Origin of the sequence: Undibacterium sp. Xuan67W, from assembly GCF_049340165.1 — a bacterium.
In the GTDB taxonomy this organism is placed as follows: Bacteria; Pseudomonadota; Gammaproteobacteria; order Burkholderiales; family Burkholderiaceae_D; genus Undibacterium.
Window position 1 is genome coordinate 118,839 of the sequence record NZ_JBMPPN010000004.1, and the last position, 12,199, is coordinate 131,037.

The following is a 12,199-nucleotide window of genomic DNA, read 5'->3' on the forward strand; positions in this document are numbered from 1 at the left end:
CCGAACAACCGCCAAATGACTCATATCGCCGTCTGGATTTACCCGCAATGTATGGCTTCGCCGGTGACTGCACCGCTGGATGTGTTCGCGATTGCGAATGCGATCTGGATCGCGCAGGGTCAGGCGAAGGAGCAACGCCAGCCTTTGTTTAGCTGGTCTATCCATTCTGCCGACGGAGCGGCGGTAAAGACACCGACCGGCGTGGTGCTGCAGGTGGATGGCGATTTCAGCTGCAATATCACCAACGATATTGCCAACGATATTCAGGCGGATGTGTTGATGCTGCCGGGTATTTTTCTTGGAAACGGCATGCAGGATCTGTGGCGCACGCTAGATGAGTTGCGTCCTTATTTTCCGCTGCTCAGGGAAAAACATGCGCAAGGCAGTTTGCTGGTCAGTAATTGCAGCGCGAGTTTTGTATTTGCCGAAGCCGGTCTGCTGGATCATGGTCATGCGACCACCGCCTGGTGGCTGGAACGGGTGTTTAAAGCACGCTATCCGCAGGTGGAGTTGCGTCTGGGTGAGGTGCTGGATGACTACCGTGACATCGTAACCAGCGGTGCCGCGAGTGCGTATATGAATCTGGCACTCGATATCGTGCGCCGCTTTGCCGGTCCGGAAGTCACCGCCAGTGTCGCAAAAACCATGCTGATTGATGCGAACCGGGCGACCCAGACACCGTATATGAACTTGTCCGGTATGACCCAGCAAGAGAGTCAGTCACACGCCGACGATCTGGTGATCCGGGCGCAAAAATGGTTGCGGCAACATCGGCATATGGCGTTCCGTTTGCCGGCGCTGGCCGATTATCTGGCGGTCAGTGAACGCACGGTGATACGGCATTTTCATCAGGCGCTCGGTACGACACCGGCGAGTTATGCGCAGTTACTGAAAATTGATCTGGCCAAGCGTTTAATGGAAACCACTACACTGACATTGGACGAAGTTGCAGAGCGCACCGGCTATACCGATCTGAGCTCGTTCCGGCGTCTGTTCAAACGGCATACCAGCCTGTCACCCGCGGCCTACCGCGAGCAATTTAAACCACAAAAATCAGTCGCCGCCGCAACCACCACTACAGCCGCCGCTACAACCTGAAGAGCCGCTGTCGCCGCCACTGTCGGCGCTGCCACCAAAATCATTGCTGTCGCTAAAGCTATAGGGGCTGTCACTACTATCTGGATTGCCCGAACTACCGCCGGTGCCAATGTCAGAAAAATCTCCGCCGCAATACACGGTGCCGTCACCGTTTTTACGCAAAGCGCTGCAATCAGGTTCATAGCGAAAGCCATCGGCGATATTCCATTTGCCATCGAGTGCAAACAACAAAGGCAGACGCGTCGCGCGACGTGGGTTGATGTTCTCTTCAAGACAGGCAAACCACCAAGTCCGGCGCAGGCCATCATTATTGCGCTGGCTGGCACCCAATACCGCTGCCGGCGTGTGATGCATATAACGGCCAAAGGCCTTATTGCAAAACTGTTCGTAATGCTTGGTGTACAGAATAAATTCATGCCACAGATCATCCACGACTTGCGAGGGCATGGACACATGCCGATAACCGCTCTTCAGGTACACCAGAAAATACTGCCGCAAGGCCCGCGCTACCAGTTGCCGGTCTTTCAGCGATAACTCTGGCCTTAGCTTGACCAGGCGCTCCAGCAAACCGGTGGGAAACATATACGTGCGGATATAGTCAGCTCTGGCGGCTGCACGCGATCTTAACCAGAGATAAAAAAGCGCAATTGATAAAACAATCGTTAAAGCGATAATAAAAACCATACGCAGTCAGGGGAAAGTGAAGGGTGTAAATACCGATAAATACAAACAACTAACCGACGGATCAATCGAATTAACAATGTATCTAAATTTCCAATCGGCTTATTAGCATGATCAGAATGATATGCACAATAATGCCACAAGTAAAAACCAGAATAATCAAAGCCTGGTGCACCGCAGTAAGAATTCACGTAACATAAGACTGCGTACCCTTACTAAACAACGCTCACCATAGCTTGTTTGCTGATTGGTTCCCGATTCGAGATTTTCTACGCTTTAAGTTCTGTTACGTTGTTGATACACCCGCCACCTGAGACGTGTTGGAGCGACATTCTTACATTAAGGAGCTGCTATGAATCTGCGCAATCTACGCATAGGTACTCGTCTCGCCGTTGGCTTCGGTGGGATTCTGGCGATGTTAATTCTCCTGCTGATTACTGACAGTTTTTTTAGTGCCAGTAATCGGCGCCAGATGATCGCAGGTCTCGAATATTCCAATAGCAAAACTTCACTCGCCGCTGCGATGAAAAGTGGTCTGCTTGAAGGTGGACTGGCATTGCGCAATATCGGCTTGCAATCCGATATTGCTGAAATCGATAAGCAAAAAGCCATCGTCAAAACCCACCGTACCCGCTTTCTGGAAGCCCGCGACAAACTCATTGCACTCGGCCTCAGCGACGAAGAAAAGAAGATCATTGATACGATCAATAAATTAGATCAACAAACCGACGAGCCAAATAAAGAGGCTTATAAAATGATTCTGAACTTCAACAGCGAAGAGGCCGTCAAGGTCATCGCGACGAAGATCGATCCTTTACAACAACAAGCGTTAATCGAGATCAACAAGCTTGTTGACGTACAAAGCAAAGCAGCGCATGAATTGTCCGGCGATATGGATAGCAAAGGCAAACGCTTGTCTACTCTCCTCTTTGGTATCGGCGCTGTGATGCTGGTGATGGGTGCGGCGTTTTCTATGCTGATGACACGCAGTATTACAACGCCTTTACAAGATGCCGTCGAAATAGCAAAACGCGTCGCTGCCGGTGAGTTGTCATTCCGCGAAACCACCAGCGGTTCGGACGAAATTAGTGAACTGCTGAATGCACTTAAAGAAATGAACGACAATCTGCATCATATCGTGAGCGAAGTACGTCACGGTACCGATGCAATTGCGATTGCATCGGCTGAGATTTCTACCGGTAACGCAGATCTTTCCTCACGTACTGAGACACAAGCCGGCGCACTGGAAGAAACGGCCAGTTCGATGGAAGAAATTACCGCCACCGTACGACATAACGCAGACAACGCCAGACAAGCGAACACCCTGGTGGTATCAGCGTCGAATTTTGCGGTCAAGGGTGGTCAGGAAGTCGGTCAGGTCGTCAGCACCATGAGTTCGATTAAAGAGAGCTCACGTAAGATTGTCGACATCATTGGCGTAATCGACGGCATTGCTTTCCAGACCAATATTCTGGCGCTAAATGCAGCAGTCGAAGCAGCGCGGGCTGGCGAGCAGGGACGTGGCTTTGCCGTAGTGGCATCTGAAGTGCGCAATCTCGCACAACGCAGTGCCAGCGCCGCGAAAGAAATCAAAACTTTGATCGGCGACTCGGTCGAGAAAGTAGATGCCGGTGGAAAGCTCGTCGATGCCGCAGGCAAGACCATGGGCGATATCGTCAATTCAGTGAAACAAGTTGCCGACATCATGGCAGAAATCACTGCAGCTGGTCAGGAACAAAGTTCTGGCATTGAGGAAGTGAACCGCGCGATTACTCAGATGGATGAGATGACGCAACAAAATGCGGCACTGGTCGAACAAGCGGCAGCAGCGGCAGAGAGTATGGAAGAACAGGCCGACGCGCTGGCTAAAACAGTATCCACATTCAAACTGGATACCAATGCACAGCCTGTACGCAAAACACCGATGGCGACGTCTTCTGTTGCCGCCGAGAACCGAAAACCGTCTTTGGTTGTCAGTACGGCAAATAAGCTGACAAATAAATTAACTAAAGCGTTGAAATTTGACAAGAACTACTAACAACTTTGCAGAGCTTTCTATTGATTTGAGTATTTTCCCTACGCTGAGCTAACCTGCACGAGAGTATAATTTCATGCATGAAAAAGTCCGAAGCACTCAAAAGTATCGTTGTAGAAGCAAATCAAGGTGAGTTAATTTTTCCCACCAACGTCAACGCATCTCTGAAAATTCAGCAGTTACTCGATGATCCTAATTGCAGCCTGGAAGATGCAGCAAAACTGACCTTAACCGAACCGCTGCTTGCATCACGCGTTGTGGCTATTGCCAACTCTGTTGCGTACTCGCGTTTTGGCGGCGGCGTAACCAACGTCAGAACTGCGGTCACAATTCTTGGTTTTAGCACCTTGCGCTCTATCGTCGCCTCGGTCGTCGTGAGGCAACTCAGTTGTGCGATTAGCGATCCGGTGCTACGTCAAAAAGCACATCAGTTATGGGAACATTCTGCGCATGTCGCCGCACTTGCACATCTGCTAGCGAGAAAGGTCAGCAACACTGACCCTGAGACGGCAATGTTTGCTGGTATTGTGCATGAAGTCAGCGGCTTTTATCTGTTATCACGCGCTGATCAATTACCCGCGCTGATGGAGCCAAATACCTCCGAAGACACGGATAATGAAGGTGAATTTTCTGAGCCAGATGAGGTTGTTATAGGTCGTGCCGTATTAAAAAAATTGATGCTGCCAAAACGCATCATCACCGCCGTAGAGGCACTCTGGTCAGGCGTCCGTGTCATGCCTCCGGAAACCCTCGGCGACACGCTGGTACTGGCTAACGATCTGGCATCTGTCCCATCACCGCTGGACATTCGTTCTGAAGCGACTATACGACATGCTGCATCGGAAATTGATTTTCTGGTCGGCGACGGCACTATTCATCATATCCTCGAAGAGTCGGACAAAGAGGTCAAAGCACTCACCATTTCCCTGATGACCTAGGAATCTCTCCTCGATCCAAAGAAACCGGTCGCGCAAAGCAGCAAATTCCGAAAGTCGGCATAATAACGCCACGCTATTTTGCGCATATCGGAGATTCAACGTGACTACAGTTCACCACACTAACCGTTTTTTGCGCGCCAGCAGTTTGGCGCTGATCACCGCTACAACCTCGTTCTCCCTCGCTGCATTTACAGCCGTCATCGCACCGGCAGCACACGCCGCCGCACCGATAGTCAAAACGTCGGCACCAGGCTATTACCGCGTCATGCTGGGCGATTTTGAAGTCACAGCCTTGTCTGATGGCACCGTGCAATTGCCGGTAGATAAACTGCTGACCAATTCTTCACCGGAAAAAATCGCCAAAGGCCTGAGCAAATTTCACCAGAAAAGTCCGCTGGATACCTCTGTCAACGGCTACCTGATTAATACTGGCACTAAGCTCATATTGGTCGATACGGGTGCCGCTGGTCTGTTCGGTCCAACCTTAGGCAAGCTTGCGAGTAACTTAAAAGCCTCAGGTTATCAGCCAGAGCAAGTTGATGAGATCTACATCACTCACATGCACCCAGATCATGTAGGTGGTCTGGTCGATGGCGACAAACTGGTATTTCCGAATGCGGTCGTTCGCGCCGATAAGCATGATGCCGATTTCTGGCTGAGTCAGGCAAATCTGGATAAGGCACCGGCAGAGTCCAAAGGCTTTTTCCAAGGAGCGATGGCCTCATTGAATCCTTACGTCAAAGCTGACAAGTTCAAGGCCTTTGAAGGAAATACCGACCTGGTGCCGGGAATCAAAGCGATTGCTAGTCATGGCCATACAGCAGGACACAGTATTTACCAAGTAGAAAGCAAGGGACAAAAACTCATGCTGTGGGGCGACCTGATGCATGTGGCAGCAGTTCAGTTTGATCATCCTGAAGTCACTATCCAGTTTGATTCTGATAGCAAATCAGCCGCGGCAGAGCGTAAAAAAGCGTATGCCGATGCAGCAAAGCAAGGCTATATGGTTGGCGCATCGCATTTGTCTTTTCCTGGCTTAGGCTATGTACGGAATGAAGGCAAAGCGTACGCGTGGACACCACTGAACTACGCACCTGCGCCGTAATCTGTATTTACACGAAATAAAAAAAGGAACCTTGCTGGTTCCTTTTTTTTACCAAACGAAATTGCCATATTCACTCGGATTAAATTTCCTTCAGTTTTTTAATAATGTGGTGGTCTTTCATCAATAATCCGCTGCTGACTAGCATTGATCGCCATTTCTTTCATACGTCCGACCAGGGCCGTACATAAGGCCTCCAGCTCAGCAATTTTTTTCTGCTGCTCATAAACGAGCTGGTTTAAGGTATCAACGATATCTTCCTGGCGCGATATTTTGATTTCTAATTCTTCTAAGCGATGATCAATTACCTTGACGTCCATGCTCTTACTTTCTGATGTAACAAACCACGCAGTATAAAGTAAATGCGATCCGTATCATGGATGTCATGGAACAACATACCAGATACCAGCATTGGAAAGAAATGATCTGGTATTGCCCGAAACGACATTGCAAGCACGGGAAATTGGCACTGGTATGCAGCTTTCGAACGCGATCAAAAAATCTGTTGACCGGCCTCCGCTGACACCGCATTCTCACCACCATGTCAAATATGCGCTGCAACCCGATTGCAGCGCCAGTCATGAGAATGAAACGTATGCGCCATCCATTTCTGTTTAATTTGTTGTTACTCTCAGCTATCCTGGTGCCGCTCAAAGGCATTGCTAACACCAGCACTCGCCAGCACGTGGTGATCGGCTATTACCTGCTCGAAAAAGAGCAGATTAATCACTATCCAGAGGCTGCCGAATTCCCGGTGTCGTACATTACGCCGCGCAAGGCAGCAATGCTGACACATATCAACTTTTCCTTTATCAATATTAATGCAAATGGCGAATGCGATCTACCTGAGGGAGTGGAGACAGACAGGGCGGCAAAGGTATTCAGCGAACTAATGGCATTAAAAAAAAATCACCCCAAGCTGCGTATTTTGTTCTCTCTGGGTGGCTGGACGTATAGTAATGACAGCAGCCCTACCGTGACACGCTATCGCGATGCCGTCAGCACGCCAGAGCAGCGGTTAAAGCTGGCAAACTCGTGTGTCGCATTCATGAAACATTACGGTTTCGATGGAATCGATATCGACTGGGAATATCCACGCCCGGAAGATGCCGATCAGTTCGTCGCCCTGCTGACAGAAATCCGTCATCAACTGACCCAAGAGAATCTGCAAAGGCAAAAAAAACCCTATCAGCTCACCGTTGCCGGGCCAGGCGACGTCGCGAATATGACACGCTATTACCCGCAACTACCTGCGATCGTAGCGCAACTCGACTACATCAATTTAATGACCTACGACCTGAACGGTGTCTGGCAACCACGCAGCAATCACAATGCCCCCCTATTTGGTCACCCGGATGAGCCGCTGATCTCCAATCCCTTACGCAGCTTGCCTTCTGTGTCGGGAGTCAGTCAGGCCAGTGTGGACAAACTATTTCCTTCTCCGATCGCCAGCACGATCGATGCGGCGGTGACGCACTATTTACGCACCGGTATTCCGGCGAAAAAGATGGTATTGGGCGTACCATTTTATGGCAGGGCATTTTTTCAGGTAACACCGGAGAACTCTGGTCTGTATCAGACATTTGTCACTGAATCTGCAGAAAATTATCAGGGTGATCCGGCCTTACTAATCGGTTGCGATAGTTGTACCAAGCGCAAAGAGCCCCGCATGGCAAGCTATGCAGAAATCCAGACGATGCTCAAAGCACCACTGGGCTACGTGCGCCATTTCAGTCATGAGACGAAAGTTCCCTGGCTCTGGCATCCGGAAAAACATATTTTTGTCAGTTATGACGATACGGTATCTCTGGAATACAAAATTGCCTACCTAAAACAACAAGGAATGGCGGGGGTCATGTTCTGGCACCTCGGTCAGGATGACCGGCAAGGCAGCCTGTTAGGTAGTTTGTATCGAGGTTTGGTGCAGCCGGTACCTCGTCGCATCAGTTTATATGGTGGTCTGCACTACTAAGTCTTGCCAAATAGCAATTCACGTCCTATTTACACATGACTTGTTAAATCACGAAAAATGAGGCTTGTGGTAAAAGCGGCATTGAGGAATACTTTGCTTTCTGCAATGAGATTTCTTTTGCAATACATCTGGCGCCACTATGACCTCATCTCTACCTGTTAGCTTCTACAAGAATAACGTCTTCATGCTCGCAGAACGGTTTTTCATCCAGGATGAAAGCACCACTTTAAAACTGCATGCACACAAATATAATTTTGACATTATTTTTTTCAGTCAGATAGATCCCTTTATTAAGGCAATCGCATCTGCAAATGATGAAGATTTGTTCGTCGTTGATTTAGATGTGCTGCATGATTTGCATGCGGTAAAAGATAAACGCAATATGTTCCTGCAAGATCTGCTGAAGCCTTTACCGGATAACCGTCAATACGTCTATCTGGAGACTGCAAAGCAAGGCAGCCGGTATCTGTTGCAAAAAATGTTGCTGGATACGAATTGTATGGCGTATGCAGAAAAGCCGTTCAGCAGCGAGGATCTGGTCGACAACCTGTTTAATCTTTTTGCCCAGCGCAAACGTGACGATCAAGGCAAGATCTTGTTCCATGGCATCTCCGAATGGCTGGACGAGCCGATGCTGGCAGAACACAAAATCAGCCTGATCCGGCACGATGATTATAAAACCTTACATACGCAGGTAAAATTTTCACTGCCGGATGTGGTGGTTATCGATAGCGAGAGTTATAAAAATGCTGAATCGATTGCCGAAATTATTCAAAAAAATATTGCTGCAGATCCGAGTTTGGAAATTGTCATGCTGCAGACAAGCAACGATAACGCGTTATCTGAACGTGGTGTCAAAGCAGGGTTTGATGTTGTGATGATGCATCAGACGAATCAGATTACGACTGCGCAACTGATCAACCGTATCAACAAAATCCGCACCAATAAAAACCTGATTTCCAGAGACCGCGCGACCGGTTTATTGAATAAAGTCGGCTACAAAAAACGCGCACAAGAAAGAATCTACGAAGCGGACAAAGCAAAAACGGCATTAGCTGTTGTCATCTTCGATATCGATAAATTTAAGACGATTAACGACACCTGGGGACATCATTTCGGTGACGTCGTCATCAAGCGGCTGTCCATGTATTTAGGGCAATTTTTAGAAGACAAATACTTACTAAGCCGTTTCGGTGGTGAAGAATTCGTGATGTTGTTCTGGAACGCCGATCATGATGCGGTGATGCGCACCTTAAACGACATCCGTGAAGGCTTTAATCAGATCGAATTTGAAATCGCGCCCGGCGAAATCAAGCGCTTTTCAATCAGCGGCGGGGTGGCTTTTTATCCTAAGCACAAAACTGAAAATGCCTTGTTTTTGCATGCAGACGAAGCACTCTACCGGGCAAAAACAGGCGGGCGTAATCAGATTTGTGAATAGGCGGGGGACGGCATTTTATTCAAGATGCCGCCTGATTGCCGGTGACAACGAGGCCATGAAATCTTCGACGGCCTGCGTGTAAGAATTCTCCAGACCAAGCTGCTGATTAATATCTCCATGACTGCGCGCCTGCGGCAATACACTGGCCCGCATGCCAATAGCGTTGGCACGCTTCACAAAATAATCGGCCTGATCGCAAGGATGATCCGGACGTTTGCTGGAGCAGACTGCCAGAAACGGCGCACCGGCAGTACTGAGGGCATGCAGAGGAGAGCTGCGTCGCCAATAGGCAGGATCGGTACCAAAGGCTTTGTCATAGAAGCCGTAATGCTTGGTCGCCATGATCGCCGGAATATCATACGCAGCGCTGTCCAGTGACACACTGCCCAACCAGGGGCGTACGCCGAACTGCGCGACAATATCCGGCGAGGTGCTCAGCAAAGAAATTAGATGCGCTCCCGCAGAATGCCCCATGACAATAAACTGATCTGGATCGCCGCCCCATTCGGCGGCCTTGGATTGCGCCATTGCCAGAGCGCGTGCAACATCCTCGGCCTGTTCTCTGGCCAATAACTGCGGCAACATCCGGTAATTAATCGAGACAAAAATAAAGCCTTTCGGAAGCCAGCGGGCAACTTTGTTTTCGACGACTTTATTATGGGTTTTACTACCGATGGCCCAAGCACCACCATGGACCATAAAAATAACCGGTAACCTGACAGCGCTGTGATCACCTGCACTGGCCGGTAGATAGACGTCCATTTTTTGTTTGGCGTCGCTGCCGTAAGCGACATCTTCGAGAACCCTCGCTCCCGGTGGCAACTTGAAACGAGGGCCGTTGGTTGCTGCCTCTTCTTCCTCCATCTCCGATTGCTGAGCGCGACGTTCCATGAGTTTGTCGCGGATCACTCCCGCCTGGCTTAACTGACAGACGAACTGACATGCGATGAATGCCGTACAGCAAATCAGCAGTCTGCTACTTTTACCGGGTCTGGACATGGTATCTCCCTTCAGGTTGGTAATGAAACGACACATTAGCCTCACAATAGCACCAGACTAACGCGAAAATTAAAGTTACACTGCACAAGACATCTCAGCAACACCTGGTAAGCCTGACTCATGACTAACTGAAAGGGATATTGTGCAGAATTTCCTGTCCAAGTTGTTCATTCAAGTATTCAGCAAAACACCCACGTCCAAAACGGTCCCCCGTGCAACTCCGGCAGCGGAAGCAGCAGAGGCGCCAGCAACACCCGCCACACTACCCACGCCGTCACAAGAGCTTATCGTAGCGCAAAGCACACCAGGGGTAGGTTCTTCTGTAACAGCCATTACACCTGTTACAACTGCGGCAACGGAAATCGTCCCTCCCGTATTGAAGGCATGGCGTCCGCAGATCGCAGTTGATCCCCTGTTTTTTTCCTGGCTCATGGGCAATCCCGGCGAAGGCAGCAGCATGGACATAGAGCAAAAAGTACTGCAAGCCTTATACGCTTTGCTGGCATCCGATCTGAACGACGCGGTGGTAGTTCCCCGTGTACCGACTGTGATCCCGCAATTGTTAGGTAGCCTGCGCAATAAAACCGTGTCGGCAGGGGAATTGTCTTCGCATATTGTCAAAGACGTTGTGCTAGTAGGCGAGGTCATCAACGCTGTGAACAGCGCGCTCTATAATCCGGCAGACCGCATTAATAGTTTGGAGAAAGCCGTCATGGTGCTGGGAGAGGATGGCTTGCGCCTGCTGATCGCAAAAGTCGCCTTCCGTCCCATCATTAACCTGAATGCCGGCAACTTCACCCGCAGGGCGGCACCGCATCTCTGGAACCAGTCTGAAAAATGTGCTCTGGCCTGCTATCAGCTCGCGACCGCGCTCGACCCTTTTCAGGCGTTTCTGACAGGTTTGATGAAAAACGTGGGATTGATCATTGCGTTCCGCTTACTCGATCAGCAATGTGATGAAGCAAAATTCAAATACTCCAGTAGCTTTTACCATGCGTTCACGTCCGTCGCCGCAACGCTGTCGTACCGGATAGCGCAACGCTGGGAATTTCCTGTGACGGTAATTCAGGCCTTGCAACAACAGGCGGGCGGCAGCAAAGCCCCTGTCTGGTCCCCTTTAGGGCATCTGCTGCACAGCGCCGACCTGCTTGCAAAAATGCGTGTGATGGTCAATCACGGTCAATTGAAATCGAGCGACGAGCGGCTATTCGCCGGACTTCCGGCTGATGCCATCGACTATTTTGCGATGTTGAACCATGCACAGTTATACGATACCGCGTCGGCACTACAAAAAACCATGCCACCTCAGGCGCATGAGCTACCCGGGCGGCATGGTTTGTCTCGTTAAAGAAGTAATCTGGACGGTCCTGGTTCATGTCCAAATCAAAATCATCTAGATAAAAATGGCTTTGACTTGGATACGAACTGGTCTTACTGTGCCGTCCCGCCAATGGCGGCTGTTTCTGCATTCTTCACCGCGATGGTAATGACGTTTTCGTTCACATTTTTCTGCATCTTGTGACTCTTGTGCAATCCGTGTTTACCCATTATTTTGGGAAGTACGGATCGCTTTAGCGGCAATACCGTGCAATACCTGGTCTTGCTGAGCCATTGCCATTTTTTGTTCTTCAGTCAAACGTTTTGCACTGATCACGACTGTTTGCACACCGGCGGCTTCTGTATCGAAAGCCAGCTTTTGATCAGCACTCATGCGTTGAGCAACGATAGTGACTGTCTGTATCTGTGCTACTGGAGCAGGTGCGCTGACGGCAACTGGCTGGAAGGCTGCACCGACGGCAAAGATACCGGCAACTAAAGCTGAGCTCAATATCGCGGATGTTTTAAAAGTTGTTTTCATTTGATTTACCTCTGTCATTTATGGTTAATTTGGATCGATAGTGCCTAGTGTGAATCTGTATTTGCTCTGTCGATG

General features: G+C 49.6%; 12 protein-coding genes. 8 read left to right on the forward strand and 4 right to left on the reverse strand.

Annotation, left to right across the window (positions count from 1 at the left end; all coding sequences use genetic code 11):
- Nucleotides 1–15: 15 nt before the first annotated feature.
- Nucleotides 16–1,098: a GlxA family transcriptional regulator gene (locus ACO0LE_RS04980; RefSeq protein ID WP_422959318.1), complete on the forward strand. Its 1,083-nt coding sequence runs from the start codon at nucleotides 16–18 to the stop codon at nucleotides 1,096–1,098.
- On the opposite strand, the gene ACO0LE_RS04985 is transcribed toward ACO0LE_RS04980, so the two are convergent.
- On the reverse strand, nucleotides 1,054–1,782 hold the full coding sequence (locus tag ACO0LE_RS04985) for a glycine-rich domain-containing protein (RefSeq protein WP_422959319.1): 729 nt from the start codon (nucleotides 1,780–1,782) through the stop codon (nucleotides 1,054–1,056). The genes ACO0LE_RS04980 and ACO0LE_RS04985 overlap by 45 nt on opposite strands.
- 349 nt (nucleotides 1,783–2,131) lie before the next feature.
- Between ACO0LE_RS04985 and ACO0LE_RS04990 the strand changes: the two genes are divergently transcribed.
- From ACO0LE_RS04990 to ACO0LE_RS05000, 3 genes are all read left to right on the forward strand, one after another.
- Nucleotides 2,132–3,817: a methyl-accepting chemotaxis protein gene (locus ACO0LE_RS04990; protein WP_422959320.1), complete on the forward strand. Its 1,686-nt coding sequence runs from the start codon at nucleotides 2,132–2,134 to the stop codon at nucleotides 3,815–3,817.
- Nucleotides 3,818–3,894: 77 nt separating this feature from the next.
- Nucleotides 3,895–4,752 carry an HDOD domain-containing protein gene (locus ACO0LE_RS04995; protein ID WP_422959321.1) on the forward strand — a complete coding sequence of 286 codons (858 nt, stop codon included), beginning with the start codon at nucleotides 3,895–3,897 and terminating at the stop codon, nucleotides 4,750–4,752.
- Nucleotides 4,753–4,852: 100 nt separating this feature from the next.
- Nucleotides 4,853–5,857 carry an MBL fold metallo-hydrolase gene (locus tag ACO0LE_RS05000; protein ID WP_422959322.1) on the forward strand — a complete coding sequence of 335 codons (1,005 nt, stop codon included), beginning with the start codon at nucleotides 4,853–4,855 and terminating at the stop codon, nucleotides 5,855–5,857.
- Nucleotides 5,858–5,955: 98 nt separating this feature from the next.
- Here ACO0LE_RS05000 and ACO0LE_RS05005 read toward each other — a convergent pair whose 3' ends face one another.
- Nucleotides 5,956–6,174 (reverse strand): SlyX family protein, encoded by a 219-nt coding sequence (locus ACO0LE_RS05005; RefSeq protein WP_422959323.1) that lies wholly within the window; start codon nucleotides 6,172–6,174, stop codon nucleotides 5,956–5,958.
- 91 nt (nucleotides 6,175–6,265) lie between these two features.
- On the opposite strand from ACO0LE_RS05005, the gene ACO0LE_RS05010 reads away from it, so the two are divergent.
- From ACO0LE_RS05010 to ACO0LE_RS05020, 3 genes are all read left to right on the forward strand, one after another.
- On the forward strand, nucleotides 6,266–6,472 hold the full coding sequence (locus ACO0LE_RS05010; RefSeq protein WP_422959324.1) for a hypothetical protein: 207 nt from the start codon (nucleotides 6,266–6,268) through the stop codon (nucleotides 6,470–6,472).
- Nucleotides 6,450–7,826 (forward strand): glycoside hydrolase family 18 protein, encoded by a 1,377-nt coding sequence (locus tag ACO0LE_RS05015; RefSeq protein WP_422959325.1) that lies wholly within the window; start codon nucleotides 6,450–6,452, stop codon nucleotides 7,824–7,826. Before ACO0LE_RS05010 ends, ACO0LE_RS05015 begins: the two co-directional genes overlap by 23 nt.
- A 139-nt stretch (nucleotides 7,827–7,965) precedes the next feature.
- Complete coding sequence (locus ACO0LE_RS05020; protein ID WP_422959326.1) at nucleotides 7,966–9,267, forward strand: GGDEF domain-containing protein; 1,302 nt, start codon at nucleotides 7,966–7,968, stop codon at nucleotides 9,265–9,267.
- A 15-nt stretch (nucleotides 9,268–9,282) separates the two neighbouring features.
- Here ACO0LE_RS05020 and ACO0LE_RS05025 read toward each other — a convergent pair whose 3' ends face one another.
- A complete protein-coding gene (locus ACO0LE_RS05025; RefSeq protein WP_422959327.1) occupies nucleotides 9,283–10,266 on the reverse strand; it encodes an alpha/beta hydrolase in 984 nt (327 codons plus the stop codon).
- A 142-nt stretch (nucleotides 10,267–10,408) separates the two neighbouring features.
- On the opposite strand from ACO0LE_RS05025, the gene ACO0LE_RS05030 reads away from it, so the two are divergent.
- Nucleotides 10,409–11,614: an HDOD domain-containing protein gene (locus ACO0LE_RS05030; RefSeq protein WP_422959328.1), complete on the forward strand. Its 1,206-nt coding sequence runs from the start codon at nucleotides 10,409–10,411 to the stop codon at nucleotides 11,612–11,614.
- 192 nt (nucleotides 11,615–11,806) lie between these two features.
- Here the strand turns inward: ACO0LE_RS05030 and ACO0LE_RS05035 are convergent, their stop codons facing one another.
- Entirely contained in the window at nucleotides 11,807–12,124 is a 318-nt protein-coding gene (locus tag ACO0LE_RS05035; protein WP_422959329.1) for a hypothetical protein, read from the reverse strand.
- Nucleotides 12,125–12,199 lie beyond the last annotated feature (75 nt).

Excerpts from the sequence above, each read along its gene's own strand:
- ACO0LE_RS05005 (WP_422959323.1), bottom strand. The coding sequence starts at position 6,174 with ATGGACGTCAAGGTAATTGATCATCGCTTAGAAGAATTAGAAATCAAA.
- ACO0LE_RS04985 (WP_422959319.1), bottom strand. The coding sequence starts at position 1,782 with ATGGTTTTTATTATCGCTTTAACGATTGTTTTATCAATTGCGCTTTTT.
- ACO0LE_RS04990 (WP_422959320.1), top strand. The coding sequence starts at position 2,132 with ATGAATCTGCGCAATCTACGCATAGGTACTCGTCTCGCCGTTGGCTTC.
- ACO0LE_RS04995 (WP_422959321.1), top strand. The coding sequence starts at position 3,895 with ATGAAAAAGTCCGAAGCACTCAAAAGTATCGTTGTAGAAGCAAATCAA.
- ACO0LE_RS05035 (WP_422959329.1), bottom strand. The coding sequence starts at position 12,124 with ATGAAAACAACTTTTAAAACATCCGCGATATTGAGCTCAGCTTTAGTT.
- ACO0LE_RS05015 (WP_422959325.1), top strand. The coding sequence starts at position 6,450 with ATGCGCCATCCATTTCTGTTTAATTTGTTGTTACTCTCAGCTATCCTG.
- ACO0LE_RS04980 (WP_422959318.1), top strand. The coding sequence starts at position 16 with ATGACTCATATCGCCGTCTGGATTTACCCGCAATGTATGGCTTCGCCG.
- ACO0LE_RS05025 (WP_422959327.1), bottom strand. The coding sequence starts at position 10,266 with ATGTCCAGACCCGGTAAAAGTAGCAGACTGCTGATTTGCTGTACGGCA.
- ACO0LE_RS05020 (WP_422959326.1), top strand. The coding sequence starts at position 7,966 with ATGACCTCATCTCTACCTGTTAGCTTCTACAAGAATAACGTCTTCATG.